Raw genomic sequence first — 25205 nt, 5'->3', positions numbered from 1 at the left:
CCTCCGACGTGCCGCCGGCCGACCCGCCCCGGGGCCGGGGGACCCGCGGGGCGCGGCCGGTCACGACCGCACCAGGCCGACGCCGGGTCCTCGATCCGGCTCCGCGGAGAGCACCGCCCGGTAGGCCGGCACCCGGGCCAGCAGCTCGGAGTGGGTGCCGACGGCGACGATCCGGCCGGCCTCCAGCAGCGCCACCCGGTCGGCCAGCGCCAGCGTGGACGGCCGGTGCACCACCAGCAACGCCGTGGTGTCCCGCAGCACCCGACGCAGTGCCGCCTCGACCAGCGCCTCGGTGTGCACGTCGAGCGCGGACAGCGGGTCGTCGAGGACCAGCAGGGCGGGCCGGCCGAGCACCGCCCGGGCGAGCGCCAGCCGCTGCCGCTGCCCGCCGGAGAGCGACAGGCCCTGCTCGCCGACCCGGGTGGCCAGCCCCCACGGCAGTTCGTACGCGAACTCCGCCTGGGCCAGCGCCAGCGCGGCCCGGACCTCCTCCTCCCCGGCGTCGGGTCGGCCCAGCGTCAGGTTCTCCCAGACCGACATGGAGAACAGCGTCGGCTCCTCGAAGGCCACCCCGACCAGCCGGCGCAGCGCGCCGAGTCGCAGGTCGCGCAGGTCGTGCCCGTCGAGGGTGATCCGGCCGTCGGTCACCTCGTGCAGGCGGGGGACCAGCGACAGCAGGGTGCTCTTGCCGCAGCCGGTCGCGCCGACCAGCGCGAGCGTCTCGCCCGGCTCGACGGTCAGGTCCAGCTCGTGCAGCACCGGCCCGGGTGCGCCCGGGTAGCGGAAGCCCACCCGCTCGAACCGGAGCCGGCCGCGCACCTCGGCCCGGTCCAGCGCTCGGGCGTGCGGGCCGTCCACGATGGTCGGCGGGGTGTCGAGGACCTCCTGGATCCGGTCGGCGGCGGTGGCGGCCTCCTGCCCGTTGGCGATGATCCAGCCCAGCGACTGCACCGGCCAGATCAGCATGAGCTGGAGGCTGACGAAGGCGACCAGCTCACCGATGGTGAGCGCGCCGTCGGCGACGGCGGCGGCGCCGGCCACCAGGACCGCGCCCAGCGTCAGGTTGGGCACCAGGTCGAACAACGCGGAGGTGCGGGCCAGCAGGCGGGCCTTGCCGATGCCGGTGTCGTGCAGTCGGCGGGCGCCGACGGCGAAGCGCGCGGCCAGCTCCGGCCCCCGCCCGTACGCCCGCATGGTGCGCAGCCCCTGCGCGGTCTCCTCGACCAGGGTGGCGACGTCGCCCTGCTGGTCCTGCATCCGCCGGGACGCGGCGTGGTAGTGCCGGGCGAACCGGCGGCTGATCAGGAACAACGGGACGGCGCTGGCCGCGACCAGCAGCCCCAGCCAGGGGTGCAGCCGGATCAGCAGCACCACCACGGCGGCGTAGGTGATCAGGTTGAGCACCAGGAAGAGCAGGCCGAAGGAGAGGAACCGGCGGATGACCGAGAGGTCGCTGGTGATCCGGGAGAGCAGCTGGCCGGACTGCCAGCGGTCGTGGAAGCTGGTCGGCAGCCGTTGCAGGTGCGCGTAGATGTCGGCCCGGATGGCCGCCTCCATGCCCACCGAGGAGGACGACTGGGTCCACCGCCGGATGAAGATCAGCACCGCTTCGGCGAGCCCGAGCAGCAACGCGAGGCCGCCCAGGCGGAGCAGCCCGGCCTCGTCGTGCCGGGCCACCGGCCCGTCGACCACGCGCTGCACCACCAGCGGGACGGCCAGGCTCGCCGCCGTCGCGGCCAGCGCCGCGACCAGCAGCCAGGCGAACTCCGGCGCGTATGGGCGCAGGTAGGGCCGCAGCCGCCAGAGGTTGCGCAGCGGCTGGGACCGGGCGTCGGGATGCGCCGCGGGGCTGCCGTCGCTGGGCGCGGGCACTACCCGACGGTAGCGGCCGGGGGCGACGGTTCGGCTGTCAGCTAGCCGTCACCCGTCCCTCATGCCCGAGAAGCCACTTCTTCACGTCGAGCCCCCAGCGGTAGCCGCCGAGCGTGCCGTCGGTGCGCAGCACCCGGTGGCAGGGCACGAAGAGCGCGGCGGCGTTGCGCGCGCAGGCCGCCGCGGCGGCCCGGACGGCGGCCGGTCGCCCGGCCAGCGCGGCGAAGCCGGTGTAGGTCACCGGGTCGCCCGGTTTCACGTCGCGCAGCACCCGCCAGGCGTGGGTCAGGAAGAGGCCGTCGGTGTGCTGCTCCACCGGGATCGCGTCGATGGCGGTGAGGTCACCGTCGAGGTAGGCGCGCACGGCGGCGGTCACCGGGCCGAGGTCGCCCCGCTCCCGCAGGTCACCGCGCAGGCTCGGATGCGTCAACGGCACCAGGGCCGCCGGGTCGGCGGTGAAGCCGGCCGCGCGTACCGACCCGTCGGGGCCGGCGAGCACGCTCAGCGGGCCGGCGGGGGTGTCGATGACTGTGCTGTCCACAGTGCTCATGCCGCTCTCCAGAGTCGGATCGTCGCGTACGACCGCCAGGGGCGCCAGCGGTCGGCGTAGGCGTGCAGGGTCTTCGGGTCGTCGGGCAGGCCGAGCGCGGCCGCGCCCCGGCGTACGCCCAGGTCGGTGGCGAGCACGACGTCGGGATCGCCGAGCGCCCGCATGGCGAGGTAGCCGGCCGTCCACGGCCCGACGCCGGGCACCGCGGCCAGGCATCGGGACGCCTCCTCGCGGTCGCCTCCCGGTTCCAGGTCCAGCTCGCCGTCGGCGACGGACCGGGCCAGCGCCCGGATCGTCTCCCGTCGGGCCCCGGGCATCCGGAACGCCGTGTCCGGCGCGGCCAGCACCTCGGCCGGGGTGGGAAAGGCCCGCAGGTCGCCCGCCGCCTTGTCGGCCGCTCCCGGGACGGCGGCGAGCAGGTGGGTGAGGGTGGTGCGGGCCGACCGGAGCGAGACCTGCTGGGTGGTGACGGCGCGCACGGCCAGCTCGAAGCCGTCGACCGCGTGCGGGAGCCGGACGCCGGGCTCGGCGGCGACCGCCGGGGCCAGGGCCGGGTCCTCGGCCAGGGTGGCGTCCACCGCGACCGGGTCCGCGTCGAGGTCGAGCAGACGTCGGCAGCGGGCCACCGCGGGCGCCAGGTCCCGCATGTCGGCCAGCCGCAGCGTGGCGGCCACGTGGCCGTCGACCGGGGCCAGCGTCACCGTGGCGGAGCCGTGCGGCAGCCGCAGCCCGCGGTGGTAGGCGCCGTCCCGGACCTCCTCGACGCCGGGCAGCGCACGCAGCGCGAGGAAGTCGAGCAGCGCGCCGGCGTGCAGGGGCGGCCGGTGGGCCAGCCGCAGCGTGACGGTGCCCGCCCCGCCGGCCGCCCGCCGCCCGCTCCGGCCGGCCCGCAGCTCGGACGGGGTGACGCCGTACACCTCGCGGACCGTGTCGTTGAACTGCCGGACGCTGCCGAAACCGGCGGCGAACGCCACCTCGGCCAGGCCGAGGCCGGTGGTCTCGACGAGGATCCGCGCGGTCTGGGCGCGTTGCGCCCGGGCCAGCGCCAGCGGACCGGCGCCCAGCTCGGCCCGGAGCATCCGGTGCAGGTGCCGCTCGGTGTAGCCCAGACGGGTGGCCAGCCCGGGCACCCCGTCGCGGTCGACCACGCCGTCGGCGATCAGCCGCATCGCCCGGCCGACCACGTCGGCCCGGACGTCCCACTGCGGGGAACCCGGCGCGGCGTCCGGCCGGCACCGGCGGCAGGCCCGCAGACCGGCGCCCTGTGCCGCGGCGGCGGACGGGAAGAACCGGACGTTCTGCCGCTTCGGGGTCATCGCCGGGCAGGACGGCCGGCAGTAGATCCCGGTCGAGGTCACACCGGTGTAGAACCAGCCGTCGAACCGCGGGTCGCGGCTGTCGACGGCCCGGTAGCACCGCTCGAAGTCCAGCTCCATGCCACCGATCCTGCCTCGCAGGTCCGACGCTCGGCTGGCGGTTTTCGGACGTGAGTGCCGGCGGTCGCGCCAGCTCGGCGAGGTGGCGGGGTCCCCGCCTCCCGGATGCCGCCACCCCGGCGAGGTGGCGTGGATCTTGCCGACCGATCCGGGAAACTGTCGTAAGTGGTCGGTACGGTCCTCGCCACCAACTCAAGAAAAGGTGCGGGGCATGGCGAGCGTGGCCGGGCGGGGTGTCCGCTGATGCGATCGGGGCGAGCACGGCTGGACGCCGCGGTGGTGCAGGGCTTCTACGACCGGATGCGAGCGGTGGCGCCGGCCGCCTACGGCGCGATCGAACGGGACCGGGCCGACGACCCGGGGCGGCCGTTCGCCGACACCGCCTGTGGTCGGCTGGCCGGCTCGCTCGACCCGGCCGGGCTGCGCGCGCTCGGCATGTGGGCGCACCACTGGTGCATGCGCTTCTACGACGACGACACCCGGGTCGGCCTGCGTCTGGTCCGGGAGATCGCGGCCCGGCCGGGCCTGGGCTGGTCCGTCGACGAGGTGCGCTGGCTGCTCGACCGGTCCTACGCGGCCGGGCCCGCCGCCGCGCACCGTTTCACGCTGCCGGTCGCCGCGGCGGCGGAGCTGCCGCCGGGCGCCCTGCCCGAGGGGGTGGCGACCGACGACTGGCGCCGGTTGCTGGCCGGCTGACGGTGCCGGCGGCCGGCGCCGGCGCGCCCCGGGAGCTGGCCGAGCACCATGACGGCGACCGCCACCGCGAACCCGGCGAGCTGGGTCGGGGCCAACGCCTCCCCGAGCACCAGCCAGCCGAGCATCGCGGCGGTCAGCGGGCTGAGCGCGCCGAGCACCGACACCCGGGTGGCCGGCAACCGCGCGGCCCCCCGGAACCACAACGCGTAGGCCAGCGCGGTGCCGACCAGCCCGAGCCAGGCGTACCCGAGCAGGGCCGGGCCGTCCGGCGCGGGCGGGGCGCCCTCCACGGCGGCCGCGACCGGCACGATCAGCAGGCCGCCGGCGACGAGCTGCCAGCTGGTCACCGTGAGCGTGCCCACCCCGGGCGGTCGGCCCCAGCGGCGGGTGAGCACCAGCCCGGCCGCCATGGCGGCGGTGCCGGCCAGGCCGGCGGCGATGCCGAGCGGGTCGAGGCCGGCGTCCGGCCGGAGCACCACGAGTCCCACGCCGGCCGGGGCGGCGGCCGCCGCGAGCAGCGCCGGTCGGCCGGGCCGGTCCCGGAGCAGGGCGACGGTGAGCGCCACGACCAGCAGCGGTTGCACGGCTCCGAGCACGGCCGCGGTGCCGCCCGGCAGCCGGTACGCGGCCACGAAGAGCAGCGGGAAGAACGCCCCGATGTTGAGCGCGCCGAGCAGGGCGGCCCGGCCCCACCACACGCCGTGCGGCCGTCGGCGGGTGAGCGCCAGCAGGAGCAGGCCGGCCGGCAGGGCGCGGACGGCGCCGGACCACAGCGGCCGGTCGGCGGGCAGCAGCTCGGCGGTGACCAGGTAGGTGGTGCCCCAGGTGATCGGCGCCAGGGCGGTGAGCGCGACGTCGCTGCTGCGCCGGTGGGTCATCGGAGCTCCTTACCTCGTCACTAATTTGCTTAGCACTAAGATAGTTAGGGTCGAGGAAAAGGGGAAGTGCGAGGTGCGGCACAATCGGCAACCGTGACGACCGACGAGGTGGACCTGATCGTCGAGCAGTGGCGCCGGGAACGCGCCGGCATGCGACCCGAGCCGATGGCCGTCTTCGGTCGCATCTACCGGCTCGCCCGGCTGGTCGGCGACCGCCAGGAGAAGGTGTACGCCGGCTGGGGCATCGGCCGCGGCGAGTTCGACGTGCTCGCCGCGCTGCGCCGCTCCGGACCGCCGTACACCCTGGCGCCGAAGGCGCTCGCCGGGTCGCTGATGCTGACCTCCGGCGGAATGACCGGCCGGCTCGACCGGCTGGAACGGGCCGGGCTGGTCCGGCGCGCGCCCGACCCGGCGGACCGGCGGGCCCTGCGGGTCAGCCTCACCGAGACCGGCCGCCGGGTGGTCGAGGAGGCGGCCGAGGCCGGGCTGGAGGTGCAGCGGCGGATCCTCGACACGCTGCCCCCCGCCGACCGGGAGCGGCTGGCCGACCTGCTGCGCGCCCTGCTGGCCGGGGCCGAGGCGGAGCCGCCGGATCAGGCAGGATGATCTCGGACGCCAACGACCGGAAGGACGGGCATGCCTGCCACCGAACCGACCATCGTCGCCACCAGCATGGGTTTCTTCAGCCGTCGCCGCGGGCCGTGGGACGCCCGGCCGAGCCAGCTCTTCCCGCTGATGGCCGAGCTGGCCGGGGCCGGTGACGCGCCCCGGATCTGCTACCTGGGCCAGGCCGTCGGCGACCAGCCGACCGGTTACACGGTGTTCTACGGCGCGTTCGCGAACACCCCGTTCCGCCCGTCCCACCTGGCGCTCTACCCGATGCCGAACGTCGAGGACATCCGCGCCCACCTGCTCGCGCAGGACGTCATCTGGGTGGGGGGCGGAAGCGTCGCCAACCTGTGCGCGGTGTGGCGGGTGCACGGTCTGCCGGAGATCCTGCACGAGTGCTGGCAGGCCGGTGTGGTGCTGGCCGGGGTCTCCGCCGGCTCGATCTGCTGGCACGTGGGCGGCGCCACCGACAGCTACGGACCGGCCCTGCGGGCCTTCACCGAGGGGCTGGGCTGGCTCCCGTACGGCAACGGCGTGCACTACGACAGCGAGGAGCAGCGCCGACCCCTGATGCACCGACTGGTCGCCGACGGCACGCTGCCGACCAGCCACTGCACCGACGACGGCGTCGGGCTGATCTACCGGGGCACCCGGCTGGCCGAGGCGGTGGCCGACCGTGAGGGCGTGGCGGCGTACGAGGTGAGCCGCGCCGAGGACGGCACCGTGCGGGAGACCCGGATCGAGCCGCGCCTGCTGCCCGCCGTACCGGTCTGAGCGGGCCGGCGGACCTGCCTGCCGGTCGCCGGCCGCGAGGCGCGTAAGCTGGTTCGTCGTGAGTCTCACCATCGGCATCGTCGGCCTGCCCAACGTGGGCAAGAGCACCCTGTTCAACGCGCTGACCAAGAACGACGTGCTCGCCGCGAACTACCCGTTCGCCACGATCGAGCCGAACGTCGGCGTGGTCGGGCTGCCCGACGAGCGGCTGGCCAAGCTGGCCGAGATCTTCTCCTCGCAGAAGGTGCTGCCGGCGCCCGTCTCGTTCGTCGACATCGCCGGCCTGGTGCGGGGCGCCTCGAAGGGGCAGGGCCGGGGCAACGCGTTCCTGGCCAACATCCGCGACGCCTCGGCGATCTGCCAGGTGGTCCGCGCCTTCTCCGACCCGAACGTGGTGCACGTCGACGGCAAGGTCTCCCCGGCCGACGACATCGAGACGATCAACACCGAGCTGATCCTGGCCGACCTCCAGACGCTGGAGAAGGCGCTGCCCCGGCTGGAGAAGGAGGCCAAGCTCCGCAAGGACCGGGCCGCCGCCGTCGAGGCCGCCAAGAAGGCAGCCGAGGTCCTGGACAACGGCGTGACCCTGTACGCGGGCGCCGCCGCCGCGAAGGTCGAGCTGGAGCACCTGCGTGAGCTGCACCTGCTCACCACCAAGCCGTTCCTCTACGTCTTCAACGTCGACGAGGCGGAGCTGGGCAACGCCGAGTTCCTCGACGAGCTGCGAGGGCTGGTCGCCCCGGCCGAGGCGGTCTTCATGGACGCCAAGATCGAGTCCGAGCTGGTCGACCTGCCCGAGGACGAGGCGCGCGAGCTGCTGGAGTCGATCGGGCAGTCCGAGCCGGGCCTGAACCAGCTGGTCCGGGTGGGCTTCCGGACGCTCGGGCTCCAGACGTACCTGACCGCCGGCCCCAAGGAGGCGCGGGCCTGGACCGTCCCGGTCGGCGCGACCGCGCCGGAGGCCGCCGGGGTGATCCACAGCGACTTCCAGCGCGGTTTCATCAAGGCCGAGGTGGTCTCCTACGACGACCTGGTCGCGGCCGGATCGATGGCGGCGGCGAAGGCCGCCGGCAAGGTCCGGATCGAGGGCAAGGAGTACGTCATGCAGGACGGCGACGTGGTGGAGTTCCGCTTCAACGTCTAAATCCGGCCTGTTTCCGCAGTTCAGAAGGGTGGCGCCTCGTCGACGACCGACTCGCCCTGCGTCAGAGCATGACCGAAGGCCTCTGAGCTGCCGGGGGAACCTCAGGACGCAAGGTTGGTCAGGAGATGCCGCCGTCGCTGTGTAGGAGTTGGCCGTTGATCCAGCCGCCATCGGGTGAGCACAGGAACGCTACGAGATTGGCGCAGTCCTGCGGGCGGCCGAGGCGACCGAGCGGCGTGGATCGTAGGACGGCGTCCTTGATCTCTGCCGTCATCCAGCCGGTGTCCGTTGGACCGGGATCGATGGCGTTGGCGGTCACACCGAGGTGGGCCAATTCCCGGGCGGCGGCCAGGGTGATCCGATCGAGAGCGCCCTTGCTGGCTCCGTAGGGGAGGTTTCCGACGGTGGCGTCACTGGTCAGGCTGACGATGCGTCCCGTGCCGTGAGCCCCCTGGAACCGTTGGGCGTACTCGCGAATCAACAGCCAACTCGCGCGGGTGTTGACCGCGAAGTGACGGTCGAAGCTCTCGATGCTGGTGTCGAACAGGCCCGAGTTGACGCTCTCGCAGTGGGCCAGGACGAGCGCACTGACCGAACCCAGCTCTCGCTCGACGGTTTCGAAGATGCCAGCCGTGCCGTGAGGATCGCTGAGGTCCACCTCGATCGCGGCAGTTCTTGCCCCGTGCCCGGCGGCTTGGTTGCTGACTTGCGTCACGGCCTCGGGGTCGGTGCCCCAGGGCATCCGCTCGTCGTACGGGGTCCAGTAGGTGAACCCGACATCCCAGCCGGTCTGAGCCAGCGTCAGCACCACCGACGCAGCGATGCCAGCACTACGGCCGGCACCGGTCACCAGGGCTACGGGTCGATGCTGTTGATCCCTGCCACCCACAAGCGCCATCTGCGGTCGCACCCCCTCGACGCGCCATCCTCGCAGCCCACCCGAAGACCGTCACCGGAAATACCGCGCAACCGGCAGGGCCTGCCGTAGACCGCCACGACGTCAGACATCAGCCGAGGCCGCCATGCCAACCACCGACCGGTACCGGTACAGGACAGCCGGCAGCCGGCCGGCGTGGGAGGTGAGTCCGGCAGGGCGAACCGCCGCAAAAGTCCGATCACGTGCAGCACATGCGCATTTCGGATGGCAAACCGAGCGTCGTCTTTGCCGGGACGGCGGCGCAGATTCGCGCCGATACTCTTTTCCGCTCGCTCGATACCGACGGAAGAACTGATTGCCGCAATATGGCCCGCTGTTCCTGCCGGTGACCGGAAGTGACCACCGCCCGGCCGTGAGCGAGGGGTTCGGGTCGGGATGCGGCCCGACCGTGGTCGGCAACTTCTCGATCGTGCGAACGGGAGCGGGTCCGGAGCGCCGGGGGCGCACGGGGCGGATGACGAGGTGCCAACGGGGCGACGGCGGGTATGCCGGACGATGCGGATCGAGATAGACCAGCCGGGGGCCGCCGAGCAGTTCTGGGAGGGCATGCGGGAGGTGGCCGCCAGTGCCGCCCGACACCAGGACCGCGATCTCTACCGGTCTCTCGTCAAGATCGGTCGGGCGGCGCTGGCCCAGGGCGCGGAACTCGTCCCGTCCTGCGGCCTGTTCCTTCCCTGTCCGGTCTGCGACTCCGTGCCCGGCGAACGGTGCATCAACGTTCCCGGTCAGCCGCTGCACAACGCCACCCTCCACCCCCAGCGCGTCCAGCTGGCGGAGCGGGCGCTGCGGGGAGAGGTGCCGCTGCCCTCGCCCCTCGCCTGAACGGATGCCGCGTCGGCCTTCGTGGATCGGGTCCACAGCGTAGAGACTCACTCCGCCCGATCGACGCACCCGTCCGGCCACCCGACCTTCGAGGTCGACCAAGGAGTTCGTGTCAGGATCCCACCGGCCCGGAGACGCGAACTCCTTGATCACCCGAGCGGGAGCGGGATGAGGTCGGGCGCTTTGCGGCAGACCCGCGTACCGTCCCGGTCGAGTGCAGTCAGGAGCATCGTGGCCCCACGGGAGCCGTCCCGCTGATCTAGGTTGGCCCGGTGGCTTCGAAACCCGTGACAACCGTCCTGTTCGACTTCGCGTGGACCCTGTTCGCCAGAGACCCTGACCGCTGGGTCGGCAGCGCCGCGGCATTGATCGGCCGGGAGGTGGCCGCCGGTGACGCTCAGCGCATCGCCGCGGATTTCGCTGAGTTGTTGCGGAAAACGGCTGCGGACCCTGCTCATGTTGCCCGCGACCTGGACCCGCAGGTGTGGGACCGGGCGATTCTGGCTGTCCTGCAGCAGATCCGTGGGGTGGACCTGCCGTTTGCGCGAGCCCTGCACGAAACGCACGCCGAAGCAGTCGAGCCGTACGCGGACACGTCATCCACTCTCGCCGCCCTGAGCGCCCGCGATATTCGCCTCGGCGTGGTGAGCAACACTGGCTGGGATATTCGCGAATGCTTTGCCCGGCACGGACTTGACCGCTACATCGACGCATTCGTGCTTTCCTACGAGGTCGGCTTCATCAAACCCGATGTACGGATCTGGCGCACCGCACTCGATGCCCTGGAGGCACAGCCAGATCGGACGCTGATGGTCGGCGACCATCCCAGCGGCGACGGCGGTTCCGTGGCCGCCGGCATACCGGCCCTGGTGCTACCGATGACGAGTTCGCCGGCCCAGCCTCGCGGATTCGACCACGTGCTGACATTGGCCGGAATGTGACGCCGATTCGGTTCCTGGTTGTCGAGGTTGCCTTGTGTACTACCCGGAGGGCAACGAGTTCTGTGTCGCCTGACGCCCCGGTCAGGCGATCCGCGGGCTGCGCCGCTCGATCAGCGTGACGTCCCGCCACACGCCGTGGTGCCGGCCGATCCGCTGCCGGGTGCCGACCACCCGGAACCCGCAGCGCTCGTGCAGGGCGAGGCTCGCGGTGTTCTCCGGGAACACACCGGACTGGATGGTCCAGATCCCGGCCGCCTCGGTGGAGGCCGCCAACGCGTCCAGCAGGGCCCGGCCGACGCCCCGCCCCCGCGCCCGCGGGTGCACGTAGACGGAGTGCTCGACCACGCCGGCATAGACGCAGCGGTCCGACACCGCCGAGCAGGCCACCCAGCCGAGCACCTGCCCGGCCGGGTCGAGCGCCACCCACCGGTGCCCGGGCAGCCGGGTGGCGGTGAACCGGGTCCAGTCGGGCGGCTCGGTCTCGAACGTGGCGTCCCCCTCGGCGATGCCGAGGCGGTAGATCTCCAGCACGGCGTCGGCGTGCGTGTCTTCCATCGCGGCGACGGTGACGGTCATCGACCCCTCCTGACCCTGGCGGCCGAGGCCCGGCCGCGTCAGCGTAACCGGGACGACCGAGGGCCGGGAGGAAAGGTCCCGGGCCTCGGCGCGACCGCTACCGGGTCCGGTAGACCGAGATGTGCGCCCGGCTGTCGGCGTCGAACCGGGTCCGGTCCCAGTCCGCGTACCGCTCGGCGAGGCGCAGCCCGGCGCGTTCCGCCATCTCGTCGATCTGCTCCGGCCAGGCGTAGCGCATGGCGAACGGCCTGAGGTGCACACCGTCGGCGTCGAACGTGACGGTCTGCCGCACGAACGTCTGCGCCGCCCGGTCGTACCGGTGCAGTCGGATGGTGGCCGAGTCCTCGGTCACCTCCCGGACCTGAATCTGCTCGTCCCGGTCGAAGTCGGCCGGGTCGGGCACGTAGGTCTCGACCACGAACGCCCCGCCGGGGGTCAGCACCCGGGCGACGTTGCGGAAGCAGGCCGCCTGGCGCTCGGCGTCGACGAGGTTGAACAGCGTGTTGAACACCAGGAAGACCAGACGGTACGGCCCGGCGACCGGGACGTCCGCCATGTCGCCGATGGCGACGGGCATGTGCTCGCCGCCCGGCTTGGCGCGCAGCCGCGCCACCATCTCCGGGGACGCCTCGACGCCCTCCACGGCGAGGCCGCGGGCGGCCAGCGGCAGGGCCACCCGGCCGGTGCCGACGGCCAGTTCGAGCACCGGGCCGCCGTCGGCCAGCGGGGCGAGGAAGTCGACAGCGGGAGTGGGGTCGGGATTGCCCGGGCCGTCGTAGGTGGCGGCCCAGAGCCGGCCGAACAGGCCGGGATCGTCGAAGACGGACATCACGGCAGCAGACCAGCCGTCGCCACCCGTGACAACCGGTTTACCGCGCCTCAGCCGGCCCGCAGGGCGTCGTCGACAGCGGTCTCCCGGCGACCCAGGTGCACCGGGTCGCGGCCGGAGAGCACGTCCGCGGCGGCCTTCACGGCGGCGCCGTACTCCCGGGTGGTGCTGATCCGCCACTGGCCGGCGTACCGGCGGGCGGTGTCGTCGCCGACGCCGTTGGTGTCGATGCCGAGCCGCCGGCAGAGCGTCACCGCGCGGGGCAGGTGGAACGACTGGGTGACCACGGTGGCCTGCCGCACCCCGAAGACCCGCCGGGCCCGGGCGCACGAGTCGTAGGTGTCGAACCCGGCGTGGTCCAGCACGACCCTGTCCGCCGGCACACCCCGCTCGACCAGCCAGCGCCGCATCGCGTCCGGCTCGTCGTAGTCCCAGTTCATGTGGTCGCCGGAGACCAGCACCACCCGGACCTTGCCGGCCGCGAAGAGTTGCCGCGCGATCTCCAGCCGGCCGGCCAGGAACGGTGACGGCGTCCCGTCGGGCTCGACCTTCGCGCCGAGCACCAGCGCCACCGGCGCCTCCGGCACGTCGGCGGCGGTGAACACGTGCCCCTCGGCGCCGTCGCGGATCCAGACCACGCTCGCCGCGGTCACGGCGGCCGACAGCACGACACCGGCGGCGCCGACCAGGAGGAGCCGGCGGATCAGGCGTACGGCCCGCCGGTCGGTGGCCCACCAGGCGCGCCACCGCGCGACTCGTCCCCCCATGGCGGCGATTGTGTCACCGTCCGATCAGGAGATGTGGTGCAGGATCACGTTGTGCACGTGGTGGCTCTTCTCCGAGCCACGGAACTCGACCTCGTAGGTGTGCGTGCCGACGTGCACGGCGATCGCGCCGGTGGAGAAGAACGAGCCGCCCCAGTGCTTGTTGCTCACCACGCTCACGCTGGTGATCTTCGAGTAGGGGATGCTGGTGATGGCGTACCGCTTGCCGACGAAGGAGCGGTCCTGGATGATCACCCGCCGGTCGGTCAGGCCGATGAAGCCGGTGCCGGTGCCGATCGCGTCGTAGACGGCGATGATCTGCTCACCGGGCAGCAGGCCGCTCTGGATCTGCTGGAACTGTTCCTTGCGGTCGTACGTCGGGCCAGACATGTCCTCGACGGTAGGGCAGGGGCGCCAGCGCTCAGCGCTCGGTGACCGCCCGGACGGCGTCCTCGATGCGTGCGGCCAGCAGGACCTCACCCTCGGTGAGTGGCTCGTCGTCGCCGTGCCCCACCTTGATCTGGGTGCGGTCGGCCCGGCGGCTGATCTCGGGGCGCAGCCGCAACGCGTCGGCCACCACGGCCACCCGCTCGGTCAGCGCGGCGTGCTGGGTGTCGTCGAGGACGAGCGTGCGGCGGATCTGCTCGCCCTCCCGGGTCCAGCCGGACAGCAGGGCGAGCGCGTCGCTGAGGTAGTCGTGCTTCGCCCGGCCGCTGAACAGCACGCGCATCACCGCACCTCCCAGGCGTCGTTGCCGGCTTGTGGCCAAATCGTCGCCATCCCGTGTCCCAGTCGACGCCCTCTAGTTTGTCGCCGCACAGATGGTGTGTCCACGCCCACACTTCCGTGTTCTGTTGGCCTGACGGTCGACTCAGCTACCCAAACCGCCGATTGATCTGGCACGCTGGTGGCTCGTGCGGACCGAACGGGTTACCGGGAACGGGCAGGCCGACCGGCGGGAGCCGAGGGTCGTCGTCGGGGCGGCGATCATCGTGGCCGGCCGGGTCCTCGCCTGCGAGCGTTCCGCGCCCCCCGAGGTGGCGGGGCGGTGGGAGTTCCCCGGCGGCAAGGTCGAGCCGGGGGAGACCGAGACCGAGGCGTTGGCCCGGGAGTGCGCCGAGGAACTGGGCGTCCGGGTCGCCGTCGGCGCGCGGGTGGGGCGGGACGTGCGGATGGCCCACGGTCGGTCCGTCCTGCGCGTCTACGCCGCCCGTCTGCTCCACGGCGACCAGCCGGAGGCGCTGGAGCACGCCGAGCTGCGCTGGCTCACGGCCGCCGAGCTGGACAGCGTCGACTGGCTGCCGGCCGACGTGCCGATCGTGCCCGCGCTGCGCCCGCTGCTCGCCGCGTCCGACTGAGACCACGAACCGGACAACGGGTCGGAAACGAGACGGGGACCGGCGGCGTGTGCCGCTGGCCCCCGTCATCGTCGCGCTGCTCAGTGCTTCGGCTCGTCCTGCTGCGGGTGGGCGAAGTTGAGGTGCTCCGGCGGCAGCGGGAACTCCACGTCGTCGCCGAACGGCGACGGCGCGGCGGCCCGGTCGAAGGTCAACTCGGTCAGCGGCAGCTTGCCGCTGGAGTCGACGGCCGGGGCGGTCGGGTGCGGCACCTCGCGCTGCCAGTTGACACCCTGCTGGGCCTGGCGCTCGGCGCCGCTGTCGTGCGAGCCGCCGGCGTGGGAGTGCACCCCGCCGTGTGCCGCGCCGGCGGTCACCGCACCGCTGACATGCCCGCTGGTCGCGCTGGTCTGAGGCACCTGACCCCTCCGGAAGATCTTGTTACCGAGCCACACAAGGGGATCGTACCTGCGGTCGACGACGCGTTCCTTCATGGGGATGATCCCGTTGTCGGTGATCTTGATGTGCTCGGGGCAGACCTCGGTGCAGCACTTGGTGATGTTGCAGAAACCGAGCCCCATCTCCGACTGCGCGTACTCCTTGCGGTCGGTCTTCGCGTCCAGCGGGTGCATGTCCAGCTCGGAGGCCCGGATGAAGAACCGGGGACCGGAGAACGCCTGCTTGTTCTCGTCGTGGTCGCGGATCACGTGGCAGACGTTCTGACACAGGAAGCACTCGATGCACTTGCGGAACTCCTGCGAGCGCTCGACGTCGACCTGCTGCATCCGGTAGTCACCGGGCGCCACGTCGGCCGGCGGCGCGAACGCCGGCGTCTCCCGGGCCTTCTCGTAGTTGAACGAGACGTCCGTGACCAGGTCCCGGATCACCGGGAACGTGCGCAGCGGGGTGACCGTGACGGTCTCGGTCTCCTCGAACGTCGACATCCGCGTCATGCAGCCCAGTCGCGGCTTGCCGTTGATCTCCATCGAGCAGGAGCCGCACTTGCCGGCCTTGCAGTTCCACCGGCACGCCAGGTCCGGCGCCTCGGTGGCCTGGAGCCGGTGGATCACGTCGAGGACGACCTCGCCCTCGTTCACCTCGACCGCGTAGTCCTTCAGGTCGCCGCCGGTCTCGTCGCCCCGCCAGATGCGGAACTGGCGCTTACTTCCCATCAGTTGTTCGCCTCCTCGGTGAGGGCGTCGAACTCGGCGAGTTCCTCGTCGGTCAGGTACTTGGACAGCTCCGCCCGGTCGAACAGCCCGATCAGCTCCGGCCGCATCTTCGGCAGCGGCTTGTGGGTCAGCCGGACCGTGTCGCCGTCCAGCGAGCAGACCAGGTTGACGCGCCGCCACTTCGGGTCCATCGCCGGGTAGTCCTCCCGGGTGTGCCCGCCGCGCGACTCCTGCCGCTCCAGCGCCGCCTTCGCGGTGCACTCCGAGACCACGAGCATGTTGCGCAGGTCGAGCGCCAGGTGCCAGCCCGGGTTGTAGCGCCGGCCGCCGACCGCGCTCACCTTCGCCACCCGCTCCCGCAGCTCGGCCAGCCGGCCCAGCGCGTCGGCCAGCTCGCCCTCCCGCCGAATGATGCCGACCAGGTCGCCCATCACCACCTGGAGGTCCTGCTGGAGCTGGTAGGGGCTCTCGCCGGTGTCCCGCTGCAACGGCGCCAGCGCCGTCTCCACCGCGGCCTCCACCGCCGCCACCGACACCGCCGGGCGCGCGGTGAGCTGGTCGGTGTACGTGGCCGCGTGGCCGCCCGCCCGCTTGCCGAAGACCAGCAGGTCGGACAGGGAGTTACCGCCCAGCCGGTTGGAGCCGTGCATGCCGCCGGAGACCTCGCCGGCGGCGAAGAGCCCGCGCACGGTGCCCGCCGCCGCGCCGGAGTCGGGGTCCACCTCGACGCCGCCCATCACGTAGTGGCAGGTCGGGCCGACCTCCATCGGCTCCTTGGTGATGTCGACGTCGGCCAGCTCCTTGAACTGGTGGTACATCGAGGGCAGCCGGCGACGGATCTCCTCCGCCGACTTGCGCGAGGCGATGTCCAGGTAGACGCCGCCGGCGGGCGTACCCCGACCGGCCTTGACCTCGCTGTTGATCGCCCGGGCGACCTCGTCGCGGGGCAGCAGCTCCGGCGGACGCCGGTTGTTGTCCGGGTCGGTGTACCAGCGGTCCGCCTCCTCCTCCGTCTCCGCGTACTGCTTGCGGAAGACGTCGGGGACGTAGTCGAACATGAACCGCTTGCCGTCGGAGTTCTTCAGCACGCCGCCGTCGCCGCGCACCGACTCGGTGACCAGGATGCCCTTCACCGAGGGCGGCCAGACCATGCCGGTCGGGTGGAACTGGAGGAACTCCATGTTGATCAGCGTGGCCCCGGCGCGCAGCGCGAGCGCGTGACCGTCCCCGGTGTACTCCCAGGAGTTCGAGGTGACCTTGTAGGACCGGCCGACCCCGCCGGTCGCCAGCACCACGGCCGGCGCCTCGAAGAGGACGAACTCACCGGACTCGCGGTAGTAGCCGAACGCGCCGGCCACCCGGTCTCCGTCGAGCAGCAGCTCGGTGACCGTGGTCTCGGCGAACACCCGGATCCGGGCGTCGTAGCTGCCGAACTCCTGCTTGTCCTCCTGCTGGAGCGACACGATCTTCTGCTGGAGCGTGCGGATCAGCTCCAGGCCGGTCCGGTCGCCGACGTGCGCCAGGCGCGGGTACTCGTGGCCGCCGAAGTTGCGCTGCGAGATCTTGCCGTCGGAGGTGCGGTCGAAGAGTGCGCCGTACGTCTCCAGCTCCCAGATCCGCTGCGGCGACTCCTTGGCGTGCAGCTCGGCCATCCGGAAGTTGTTGAGGAACTTGCCGCCGCGCATGGTGTCCCGGAAGTGCACCTGCCAGTTGTCGCGCGAGTTCACGTTGCCCATCGCGGCCGCCGCGCCGCCCTCGGCCATCACCGTGTGCGCCTTGCCGAACAGCGACTTCGAGATGATCGCGGTCTTCTTGCCGGCCAGCCGGGCCTCGATCGCCGCGCGCAGGCCGGCGCCGCCGGCCCCGATCACGACGACGTCGTAGTGGTGTCGTTCGATTCGCGTCTCAGTCATCTCAGGGGCCCTCAGTTGATGAACCGGAGGTCGGTGATCCACTTGGCGGCCACCGCCATCACGTAGAAGTCGGTCAGCGCCAGCGTGCCCAGGGTGATCCAGGCGAGCTGCATGTGCCGGACGTTCAACCAGGACACGCCGGTCCACGCCTTGTAGCGCACCGGGTGCTTCGAGAAGTGCTTGAGCCGGCCGCCGATGATGTGCCGGCAGGAGTGGCAGGAGATCGTGTACGCCCAGAGCATCACCACGTTGACCAGCAGGACGATGTTGCCCAGGCCGAAGCCGAAGCCCTCGGGGGAGTGGAAGGCGTAGATCGCGTCCCAGGTGTTGATCAGCGAGATGATCGCGGCGGCGTAGAAGAAGTAGCGGTGCAGGTTCTGACCGAGCAGCGGGAACCGCGTCTCACCGCTGTAGGACTGGTGCCCGTCCGGCACCGCGCACGCCGGCGGCGACAGCCAGAACGACCGGTAGTAGGCCTTGCGGTAGTAGTAGCAGGTGAGCCGGAACAGCAGCAGGAACGGCAGGGTCAGCGCCGCGTCCGGGATGATCCACCAGCCGGGCAGGAAGCTGCCGAAGTGCGAGGAACCCTCGACGCAGCGCTCGGTCACGCAGGGGGAGTAGAACGGCGTCAGGTAGTGGTACTGGTCCACCCAGTACCACTTGTGCATGAAGACCCGGACGGTCGCGTAGATGACCCACGCGCTCAGCCCGACGACGGTGATCAATGGCGCGAACCACCAGCGGTCGGTCCGCAACGTCTTCGCCGCGATGGCGGCGCGTGCCCGCGCTCCCCGCGGTCTCGTTGCCGTTGATGTCATTCGAGTCATCTCCCTGACGTCACTGTCACGTCCTGCGCACGCGCGGGACCACGCCGGTGAACCGGCGCGGCTAAGTGACACACGTTACGCCGATCTTCACGGCCCGGCCGCGCAACGCAGTGTCCCGTGTGTCCCGCTGGTTGGAAAGACCCGGATCATGATCAATATGCGGACGGCGTCGCCGCGTCGGTGTTCCGGATCAGCCGGACGCGCCGCCGGTGAAGTTCCACGACGACAGCCGCAGGGCGGGTCCCTCCCACCAGGACCCGTCCATCCGGTCCGGCTGGCGGACCGGCGACCGGCCCAGGCCGAGCACCCGGCCCGGCCCCAACGCCCGCGGGTACGACTCGGTGAACCGGAGGTCCCGCACCGCCCGCACCGGCACGCCGTCCTCGACCAGCCAGACCCCGTTGCGGGTCAGCCCGGTGACCACCAGCTGTTTCGGGTCCAGCACCCGGGTGTACCAGAAGTCGCTGACCAACAGCCCACGCCGCACGCCGGTGACCAGGGACGCGGTGTCCGGGTCGCCGGCGGCCCCGGTCACCCCGGCGCTCAGCGGTCCGGCCGCGACCCCGGGACGGTCGGCGTCCGGCGCGGCCGGCAGCAGGCGGAGGTTGTGCGGGATCGGCCCGAACGTCGACCCACCGGCCATGCCGTGGCCGGTGGACGCGACGCCCGCCTCCGCGCCGCTGCGCCGGTCGTGGGCCACCGCCCGGGTGGTGCCGGACTCCACCAGCGGCAACGCCCGCCGGGGCGTGCCCTCCAGGTCGAACGGCAGCGTCGAGGCGTGCAACGGATCGTCCACCAGCGTCACCGCCGGGTCGAACTGGGCGGCGCCCGGCTCGGCGAAGGACTGGCGTTCGGCGTACCGCTTGCCGTTGAAGCCGAACCAGGAGAGGTTCTGCAACAGGTCGGCCACCGCCGCCGGTTCGAGCACCACCTCGTAGCGCCCGGGCGGCAGTTCCACCGGGTCGGCCGCGGCCCGCGCCTTGGCCGCCGCCCGGGCGCCGAGTGCGGCGCCGTCGAGGTCGGCGAGGCGGTCGGCGCAATGCCGGGCCACGCCGTCGGCGCCCCCGGTACGGGCGATGCCGTCCATGGCCGCCTCCGCCGCCCGCCCCTGCGCCGAGTGACCGGCGGAGTTGGCGAACGCGCCGGACCGGTACGCCGTGCGGCAGTAGCCCGCCGCCTCCAGCCCTTCGACCGCGTCCACGAAGGCGCGTACCCGGGCGGCCCGCTCGTCGGGTGAGGCGAACGCGGTGGCCTCGTCGACGCCCGGGCCGGACGGTGTCGGCGTCGGCGTGGTGAGCCCGGGCCAGGCCGGGTCGGCCGGGGCCAGCCGGGCCGCGGCCCGGGTCCGCTCGACCAGCGCGGCCAGCCCGTCCGCGTCGACCCGGTTGCCGCCACCCGCGGCGGTCCGCCCGTCGACGTGCAGCCGCAGCTGGATCGCGGTGCCGGTCTCGGCGACGTTCTGGTGGATCGAGGAGTTGGCGAAGCGGGTGAGCGCGAGGTCGGTGCGGGTCACCAGCACCTCGGCCTCCGCGCCCGGCCCGGCCACCCGCCGGACCAGCTCCACCACCCGGGCGGCGAGATCCTGTTCGGCGCTCACGCCCGCACCCCCACCCGGACACCGCGGAAGCGGGCCGGGGCGGCCGGATGGCCGGTGTGCCCGACCTGGCCGGGCTGCCCCTTGCCGCAGTTGGGCGTGCCCCACGGGACGATCTCCGAGGAGAGCATGTCCATCGACCGCCAGAAGACCGGCCCGATGCCGGTGTAGGTGGGGTTGCGCAGCATCCGCCCCCGGCGGCCCTTCTTCACCTCCCAGCCGACCTCGCAGCCGAACTGGAAGTTGAGCCGCTTGTCGTCGATCGACCAGGACCGGTTGATGTCCATCAGCACCCCGTCGTCGGTGGCCGCGACGATCTCGTCGAGCGTGTGCGGGCCGGGTTCGAGGCCCACGTTCGTCATCCGCACCATCGGCAGCCGGGCCCAGCCGTCGGCGCGTACGCTGCCGCCGTAGCCCAGGCCGGCGACGGCGGCCGAGTCCCGGCCAGCGAGCACCCCGACCCACCGCCCCTCGCGGACCGCGTCCCGCGACACCGCCGGGGAGCCCTCGTCGTCGAAGCCGAAGCTGCCCAGCGCGCCCGGGATGGTCGGGTCGATGGTCACGTTCATCAGCTCGGAGCCGTAGCGCAGCGAGCCGAGGCGGGCCAGGTCGAGCCAGGACGTGCCGGCGAACGCCGCCTCCCAGCCGAGGATGCGGTCCAGCTCGATGGCGTGCCCGACCGACTCGTGGATCTGCAACGCGAGCTGCTCGCCGCCGAGGATCAGATCGGTCTCGCCGGCCGGGCAGAGCGGCGCGGTGAGCAGCTCGCGGGACTCCTCGGCGATCCGGGCGGCGTGCGCGGCCAGGTCGAGCGAGGTGACCAGCTCCCACCCCGTGGTGCCGTACTGCCCCCGGTAGCTCGGATAGGACCGACGCTGGGTCTCGCCGTCGCCGATCGAGGTGGCCGAGATGCCCCCGCCGCACTCCCGGATGTGCTGGTCGATCCGGTGGCCCTCGCTGGAGACGAACCACTTCGTGGTGTCCCAGATCTGGTAGAGCCCCTCGGCCAGGTCGGCCCCGTGCTCCCGCATGGTCGCGGTGGCGCCGACCAGCAGGTCGCCCTTGTCCGACAGCGGCACCCCGAGCGGATCGACCGCGCAGGTCGAGGCCCAGCTCGCCACCGCCGCCTCGACCGGCACCAGGTCGATCGGCGGGCCGGAGACCCGCGCGCTCGCGGTGGCGATCGCCGCGGCGCGCCGGCCGGCGTCGCGGGCCGAGGCGTCGGACAGCTCGGGCACGGCCTGGAAACCCCACCCGGAGCCGACCAGGGCGCGCACCCCGAGGCCGATGCTCTCGTGCTGGGTCAGCTCCTCGACATCACCGTTGCGCGCCGACATCGACTCGTACCGGCGGTGCATCACCCGGGCGTCGGCATAGCGGGCGCCGGCGTCGAGGGCGGCCTGCACGGCGGCGGTGGCCGCGGCGAACTCGCTCATGCCGGCACTCCGCTTCGCTCCGCGTCGCCAGGAGGCACGACCGCGCTGCGGTGACGACTCGCTCGCTTGCGCTCGCTCATGGGCCGACCCTAGGCGAGCGCACCGACATCCGTCAGTCGAGCAAGTCCTCCGGGCGGATCGTGACACGGACGGGTTCGGTCAGCTCCAACGATTCACCCGCCTTGGTGACGGACCGCTCGACGTAGTGGGCGCCCTGCCGCTGGTACAGGTGCATTGTCAGGGACTCCTGGTCGACGAGGAGATACCACTCGATGCCGGCGGCCGCGTAGTAGTGCATTTTCAGCACCTTGTCTGTGGCGGCGTTGCTCGGCGAGATGATCTCGCAGACCAACCGGACACTGCTCGCCTCGATCACCGGAACTCGGAGGTCGACGTCATCGGTGATGGCGAGGTCCGGGATCGGTATACGCCCGGGCCTGAGCCGGACGTTCACTCCTTCCAACACGCGAAGCCCGGCACGGCGCACCGGTGTTCGGAGTGCGGCACGCAGCTCACCGGAGATGTTCTGGTGCAGCGGGGTGGGACCTGGGGTCACGTGAAGGCTCCCGTCGAAGAGTTCGACGCGTTCCTGCGTCTCGCCGAGGGCGAGGTACTCCTCTTCGGTCCACGGGCCGTCGTGGCCGAACACCGCCGCGGTCATGGTCACCTCCACCTCGTGTCGGCGGGAATCTTCCCTTCGTCGCCGGGACCATGGTCGCACCTCGGGTGCGACCATGCCGCGACGATGCCCACTCGCGTCGGTGAATGTCCCTGGTGAGGGCTGTTCAGGTCGGAAACCGAGTCGTTACGCTCTGACCGCTGACAGCCCGGCCTTTGTAGCTTATTTTCGCCTCCAGAGGTTTCCTGTAGGTTCTCTTCATCACTGAAGGGGAGGCGGTCGATGGGCAGGTCGGAGGCGGTGCCGTCCGGGGAGCCGGACCGCCCGGAGGTGCCGGAGCAGCGCTCCGGCGAGGGCCCCTATCTCCAGGTCCGGGATCTGCGGGTGCGGTTCGACACCGAGGACGGCGTGGTCCGGGCTGTGGACGGTGTGTCGTTCGCCGTCGAGCGCGGTCGCACGCTCGGCATCGTGGGTGAGTCCGGCTCGGGTAAGAGCGTGACGTCGTTGGCGATCCTGGGTCTGCACAACTCGAAGCGGGCGTCGATCACCGGGGAGATCTCGGTGGGTGGGCGTCAGCTGGTCGGTCTGCCGGAGGAGGAGGAGGTGCGGCGGCTGCGGGGTCGGGACATGGCGATGATCTTCCAGGACCCGCTGTCGGCGTTGCATCCGTACTACACGGTCGGCAAGCAGATCGCCGAGGCGTACCGGGTGCACCACCCGAAGGCCGGTAGGCGGGAGGCCCGGACGCGGGCGGTGGACATGTTGGGCCGGGTGGGCATCCCGCAGCCGGGCCGGCGGTTCGAGCAGTATCCGCACGAGTTCTCCGGCGGGATGCGCCAGCGGGCGATGATCGCGATGGCGTTGGTCAACGATCCGGATCTGGTGATCGCGGACGAGCCGACGACGGCGTTGGACGTGACGGTGCAGGCGCAGATCCTGGACCTGCTCAATGATCTTCAGGAGGAGTTCCGTTCGGCGATCATCCTGATCACCCATGACCTGGGGGTGGTCGGTCAGGTGGCCGACGACGTCCTGGTGATGTACGGCGGTCGGGCGGTGGAGCACGGCAGTGTGGAGCAGGTGTTGCGGCGGCCGCAGCATCCGTACACGTGGGGGTTGTTGTCGAGCGTGCCGTCGTTGCACGGCGACGCCGACGCGGACCTGGTGCCGATCCCGGGTAACCCGCCGAGTCTGATCAACCTGCCGTCGGGATGTGCCTTTCACCCGCGTTGCCGGTGGGCCGACGTCAACGGCGACCGCTCCCGTGCGGACGTGCCGGAGCTGCGCGAGGTGGGGGACCGGGGCCATCTGGTGGCGTGTCATCTTCCGGTCGCCGCCCGGGAACGGATCTACCGCGACGAGGTCGCGCAGGTGGGGGTGGCCCGATGAGTACCGAGACCGAGCCGCTGCTGCGCGTGCGCGGGCTGACCAAGCACTTCCCGGTGCGCGAGGGCTTTCGCGCCCGGGGCGCCGTGCGGGCGGTCGACGGTCTGGACTTCGACGTGCGGCCAGGGGAGACCCTCGGACTGGTGGGGGAGTCCGGGTGTGGCAAGACCACGACCGGGCGGATGCTGGTGCGGCTGCTGGAACCCACCGCCGGCAGCATCACCTTCGCCGGCCGGGACATCACCCACGCCGGCCGCCGTGACCTGCGCGGACTGCGGCAGGACCTGCAGATCATCTTCCAGGACCCGTACGCGTCGTTGAACCCCCGCCACACCGTCGGGCGGATCGTGGCCATGCCGCTGCAGGTCAACAACATCACCCCACCCGGCGGCGTCAAGAAACGCGTGCAGGAACTGCTGGAACTGGTCGGACTCAACCCCGAGCACTACAACCGCTACCCGCACGAGTTCTCCGGCGGACAACGCCAACGCATCGGCATCGCCCGCGCCCTGGCCCTCAAACCCAAACTCATCGTCGCCGACGAACCCGTCTCCGCCCTCGACGTGTCCATCCAGGCCCAGGTCATCAACCTCCTGCGCGACCTGCAACGCGACCTCGACCTGGCGTTCGTGTTCATCGCCCACGACCTCGCCGTGGTCCGGCACTTCTGCCACCGCGTCGCCGTCATGTACCTCGGCACCATCGTCGAGATCGGCGACCGCGACACCATCTACACCCGCCCGCAACACCCCTACACCCGCGCCCTGCTCTCGGCCATCCCCGACGTCACCACCCTCGGCCCCGCCGGCCGCATCCGCCTCACCGGCGACGTCCCCACCCCCCTGGACCCACCATCGGGCTGCCGCTTCCGCACCCGCTGCTGGAAAGCCACCGACCGCTGCGCCACCGAAACACCCGCCCTGACCACCCGCGACGGCGGCACCCAACTCACCGCCTGCCACTACCCGGAGAGCGGATCGGTGGACGCCGCCGCGCCGGCGACGGTCGGCGGCGGTGGCACTGTCGCGTCGGCGGCGGTCGGCGGCGGCGACGCCCCGGAACTGAAGGAGGTGGCGGAATGAGTCTGTCCCCGGTCGAGGGCGTGGCACTCGCGGAGATCGAGTCGCCCGACGACGACGAGCGCCGGGACAAGGAGTTCGTCGGCCGGTCACCCGGCCAACTCGCGCTGGCGCGGCTCCGGCGGGACCGCACCGCCCTGGTCAGCGGCGCCCTGCTCGCCTTCTTCGTCCTGGTCGCGCTGGCCGTGCCGCTGATCGAGGCGCTGTACGGGGTGGGGCCGAAGGAGCAGTTCCAGAGCCGTCTCGACGGCTACGGCATGCCGCTGGGCTACGCCGGCGGCGTCACCGGCGACCACTGGTTCGGGTTGGAGCCCGGACTGGGCCGGGACATCTTCATCCGCATGGTGCACGGACTGCGGACGTCACTGTTCATCGCGTTCGCCGCCGCGGTGCTGACCGCCGTCATCGGTGTGACGCTGGGTACGCTCGCCGGCTACCTCGGCGGCTGGCTGGACTCCGTGATCAACTGGATCACCGACCTGACCCTGGCGATGCCGTTCCTGATCATCGCGCTGGCGCTGATGCCGACCGTCGCGCTGCGCTTCTACGGCCAGCGGGAGGCCGTCCCGGCGTACTTCCAGATCGGCGTGCTCATCGCGATCTTCGCGTTGTTCGGCTGGACCAGCACCGCCCGCCTGGTCCGGGGCCAGATCATCGCGCTGCGCGAGCGCGAGTTCGTGGAGGCGGCCCGGGCCAGCGGGGCCGGTCTCGGGCACATGCTGTTCCGTCAGCTGCTGCCGAACGTGTGGGCGCCGATCCTCGTCGCCTTCTCACTGGCGGTGCCGCAGTACATCACCAGCGAGGCGGCGCTGTCGTTCATCGGCGTCGGCCTCACCGACGAGACGCCGAGCTTCGGGCGGATGATCTACCGCAGTCTCGACTACCTGCAGACCGACCCGTCGTACGTCTTCTTCCCCGGCATCACGATCTTCGCGCTCGTGTTCGCCTTCAACCTCTTCGGCGACGCGCTGCGCGACGCGCTCGACCCGAAGTCGTCCCGGTAGGAGGCCGACC

Annotated in this window: 25 protein-coding genes and 1 pseudogene; 10 read left to right on the top strand and 16 right to left on the bottom strand. The window is 72.1% G+C overall.

Annotated elements, in window-relative coordinates:
- Positions 1-60: 60 nt before the first annotated feature.
- Genes O7600_RS14270 through O7600_RS14260 form a run of 3 tightly spaced genes read right to left on the bottom strand, consistent with a single transcriptional unit; the run spans position 61 to position 3858 of the window.
- Positions 61-1872, bottom strand: a complete 1812-nt coding sequence (locus O7600_RS14270; protein WP_281594015.1) for an ABC transporter ATP-binding protein — start codon at positions 1870-1872, stop codon at positions 61-63.
- Positions 1873-1909: 37 nt separating this feature from the next.
- Positions 1910-2422: a methylated-DNA--[protein]-cysteine S-methyltransferase gene (locus O7600_RS14265; protein WP_091570569.1), complete on the bottom strand. Its 513-nt coding sequence runs from the start codon at positions 2420-2422 to the stop codon at positions 1910-1912.
- Positions 2419-3858 carry an AlkA N-terminal domain-containing protein gene (locus O7600_RS14260; RefSeq protein WP_281594014.1) on the bottom strand — a complete coding sequence of 480 codons (1440 nt, stop codon included), beginning with the start codon at positions 3856-3858 and terminating at the stop codon, positions 2419-2421. Before O7600_RS14260 ends, O7600_RS14265 begins: the two co-directional genes overlap by 4 nt.
- Positions 3859-4101: 243 nt before the next feature.
- On the opposite strand from O7600_RS14260, the gene O7600_RS14255 reads away from it, so the two are divergent.
- Positions 4102-4554: a hypothetical protein gene (locus O7600_RS14255; protein ID WP_281594013.1), complete on the top strand. Its 453-nt coding sequence runs from the start codon at positions 4102-4104 to the stop codon at positions 4552-4554.
- Positions 4555-4610: 56 nt separating this feature from the next.
- On the opposite strand, the pseudogene O7600_RS14250 reads toward O7600_RS14255, so the two are convergent.
- Positions 4611-5432: pseudogene (locus O7600_RS14250) on the bottom strand (EamA family transporter); the annotation flags it as partial.
- A gap of 93 nt (positions 5433-5525) precedes the next feature.
- Between O7600_RS14250 and O7600_RS14245 the strand changes: the two are divergent.
- Genes O7600_RS14245 through ychF form a run of 3 tightly spaced genes read left to right on the top strand, consistent with a single transcriptional unit; the run spans position 5526 to position 7959 of the window.
- Entirely contained in the window at positions 5526-6038 is a 513-nt protein-coding gene (locus tag O7600_RS14245) for a MarR family transcriptional regulator (RefSeq protein WP_281594012.1), read from the top strand.
- Between the two features lie 30 nt (positions 6039-6068).
- Complete coding sequence (locus O7600_RS14240; protein ID WP_281594011.1) at positions 6069-6815, top strand: peptidase E; 747 nt, start codon at positions 6069-6071, stop codon at positions 6813-6815.
- A 58-nt stretch (positions 6816-6873) separates the two neighbouring features.
- Positions 6874-7959: a redox-regulated ATPase YchF gene (ychF, locus tag O7600_RS14235; RefSeq protein ID WP_281594010.1), complete on the top strand. Its 1086-nt coding sequence runs from the start codon at positions 6874-6876 to the stop codon at positions 7957-7959.
- Positions 7960-8077: 118 nt separating this feature from the next.
- Here the strand turns inward: ychF and O7600_RS14230 are convergent, their stop codons facing one another.
- Positions 8078-8857, bottom strand: a complete 780-nt coding sequence (locus tag O7600_RS14230; RefSeq protein WP_281594009.1) for an SDR family oxidoreductase — start codon at positions 8855-8857, stop codon at positions 8078-8080.
- Between the two features lie 534 nt (positions 8858-9391).
- Between O7600_RS14230 and O7600_RS14225 the strand changes: the two genes are divergently transcribed.
- Both O7600_RS14225 and O7600_RS14220 read left to right on the top strand, forming a co-directional pair.
- Positions 9392-9718 (top strand): hypothetical protein, encoded by a 327-nt coding sequence (locus O7600_RS14225; RefSeq protein WP_281594008.1) that lies wholly within the window; start codon positions 9392-9394, stop codon positions 9716-9718.
- Positions 9719-9990: 272 nt separating this feature from the next.
- Positions 9991-10659 (top strand): HAD family hydrolase, encoded by a 669-nt coding sequence (locus O7600_RS14220; RefSeq protein WP_281594007.1) that lies wholly within the window; start codon positions 9991-9993, stop codon positions 10657-10659.
- Between the two features lie 81 nt (positions 10660-10740).
- Here O7600_RS14220 and O7600_RS14215 read toward each other — a convergent pair whose 3' ends face one another.
- From O7600_RS14215 to O7600_RS14195, 5 genes are all read right to left on the bottom strand, one after another.
- Complete coding sequence (locus O7600_RS14215; protein WP_281594006.1) at positions 10741-11235, bottom strand: GNAT family N-acetyltransferase; 495 nt, start codon at positions 11233-11235, stop codon at positions 10741-10743.
- 97 nt (positions 11236-11332) lie between these two features.
- Positions 11333-12064, bottom strand: a complete 732-nt coding sequence (locus tag O7600_RS14210) for a class I SAM-dependent methyltransferase (protein ID WP_281594005.1) — start codon at positions 12062-12064, stop codon at positions 11333-11335.
- 50 nt (positions 12065-12114) lie between these two features.
- A complete protein-coding gene (locus O7600_RS14205) occupies positions 12115-12831 on the bottom strand; it encodes an ElyC/SanA/YdcF family protein (RefSeq protein WP_281594004.1) in 717 nt (238 codons plus the stop codon).
- 24 nt (positions 12832-12855) lie between these two features.
- Positions 12856-13218, bottom strand: coding sequence for a PH domain-containing protein (locus O7600_RS14200; RefSeq protein WP_091570616.1), 363 nt, complete (start codon positions 13216-13218; stop codon positions 12856-12858).
- Positions 13219-13249: 31 nt separating this feature from the next.
- The gene (locus O7600_RS14195; protein ID WP_091570621.1) at positions 13250-13558 is read right to left on the bottom strand and encodes a 4a-hydroxytetrahydrobiopterin dehydratase; all 309 of its coding nucleotides are present in this window, start codon (positions 13556-13558) and stop codon (positions 13250-13252) included.
- Between the two features lie 184 nt (positions 13559-13742).
- On the opposite strand from O7600_RS14195, the gene O7600_RS14190 reads away from it, so the two are divergent.
- Positions 13743-14186 carry a (deoxy)nucleoside triphosphate pyrophosphohydrolase gene (locus O7600_RS14190; RefSeq protein WP_281594003.1) on the top strand — a complete coding sequence of 148 codons (444 nt, stop codon included), beginning with the start codon at positions 13743-13745 and terminating at the stop codon, positions 14184-14186.
- Between the two features lie 80 nt (positions 14187-14266).
- On the opposite strand, the gene O7600_RS14185 is transcribed toward O7600_RS14190, so the two are convergent.
- The 6 genes from O7600_RS14185 to O7600_RS14160 all read right to left on the bottom strand — a co-directional run bounded on the left by O7600_RS14185 (position 14267) and on the right by O7600_RS14160 (position 21768).
- A complete protein-coding gene (locus O7600_RS14185) occupies positions 14267-15337 on the bottom strand; it encodes a succinate dehydrogenase/fumarate reductase iron-sulfur subunit (protein ID WP_281594002.1) in 1071 nt (356 codons plus the stop codon).
- The gene (locus O7600_RS14180; protein ID WP_281594001.1) at positions 15337-17250 is read right to left on the bottom strand and encodes a fumarate reductase/succinate dehydrogenase flavoprotein subunit; all 1914 of its coding nucleotides are present in this window, start codon (positions 17248-17250) and stop codon (positions 15337-15339) included. Before O7600_RS14180 ends, O7600_RS14185 begins: the two co-directional genes overlap by 1 nt.
- An 11-nt stretch (positions 17251-17261) precedes the next feature.
- The gene (locus O7600_RS14175; RefSeq protein ID WP_281594000.1) at positions 17262-18068 is read right to left on the bottom strand and encodes a hypothetical protein; all 807 of its coding nucleotides are present in this window, start codon (positions 18066-18068) and stop codon (positions 17262-17264) included.
- Between the two features lie 199 nt (positions 18069-18267).
- The gene (locus O7600_RS14170; protein WP_281593999.1) at positions 18268-19674 is read right to left on the bottom strand and encodes a metallopeptidase TldD-related protein; all 1407 of its coding nucleotides are present in this window, start codon (positions 19672-19674) and stop codon (positions 18268-18270) included.
- Entirely contained in the window at positions 19671-21107 is a 1437-nt protein-coding gene (locus tag O7600_RS14165) for a TldD/PmbA family protein (protein WP_281593998.1), read from the bottom strand. The genes O7600_RS14170 and O7600_RS14165 overlap by 4 nt, the downstream gene beginning before the upstream one ends.
- A 112-nt stretch (positions 21108-21219) precedes the next feature.
- Positions 21220-21768, bottom strand: a complete 549-nt coding sequence (locus O7600_RS14160) for a Uma2 family endonuclease (protein WP_281593997.1) — start codon at positions 21766-21768, stop codon at positions 21220-21222.
- Between the two features lie 240 nt (positions 21769-22008).
- Between O7600_RS14160 and O7600_RS14155 the strand changes: the two genes are divergently transcribed.
- Genes O7600_RS14155 through O7600_RS14145 form a run of 3 tightly spaced genes read left to right on the top strand, consistent with a single transcriptional unit; the run spans position 22009 to position 25195 of the window.
- Complete coding sequence (locus O7600_RS14155; protein ID WP_281593996.1) at positions 22009-23115, top strand: ABC transporter ATP-binding protein; 1107 nt, start codon at positions 22009-22011, stop codon at positions 23113-23115.
- Positions 23112-24194 (top strand): dipeptide ABC transporter ATP-binding protein, encoded by a 1083-nt coding sequence (locus O7600_RS14150; RefSeq protein WP_281593995.1) that lies wholly within the window; start codon positions 23112-23114, stop codon positions 24192-24194. The genes O7600_RS14155 and O7600_RS14150 overlap by 4 nt, the downstream gene beginning before the upstream one ends.
- The gene (locus O7600_RS14145; protein WP_281593994.1) at positions 24191-25195 is read left to right on the top strand and encodes an ABC transporter permease; all 1005 of its coding nucleotides are present in this window, start codon (positions 24191-24193) and stop codon (positions 25193-25195) included. Before O7600_RS14150 ends, O7600_RS14145 begins: the two co-directional genes overlap by 4 nt.
- Positions 25196-25205: the final 10 nt, after the last annotated feature.

Origin of the sequence: Micromonospora sp. WMMA1998 (genome assembly GCF_027497375.1) — a bacterium.
GTDB classification, from domain to species: domain Bacteria; phylum Actinomycetota; class Actinomycetes; order Mycobacteriales; family Micromonosporaceae; genus Micromonospora; species Micromonospora sediminicola.
Note: the sequence above shows the minus strand (reverse complement) of the source record. Positions and strands in the feature narration are given on the sequence as shown.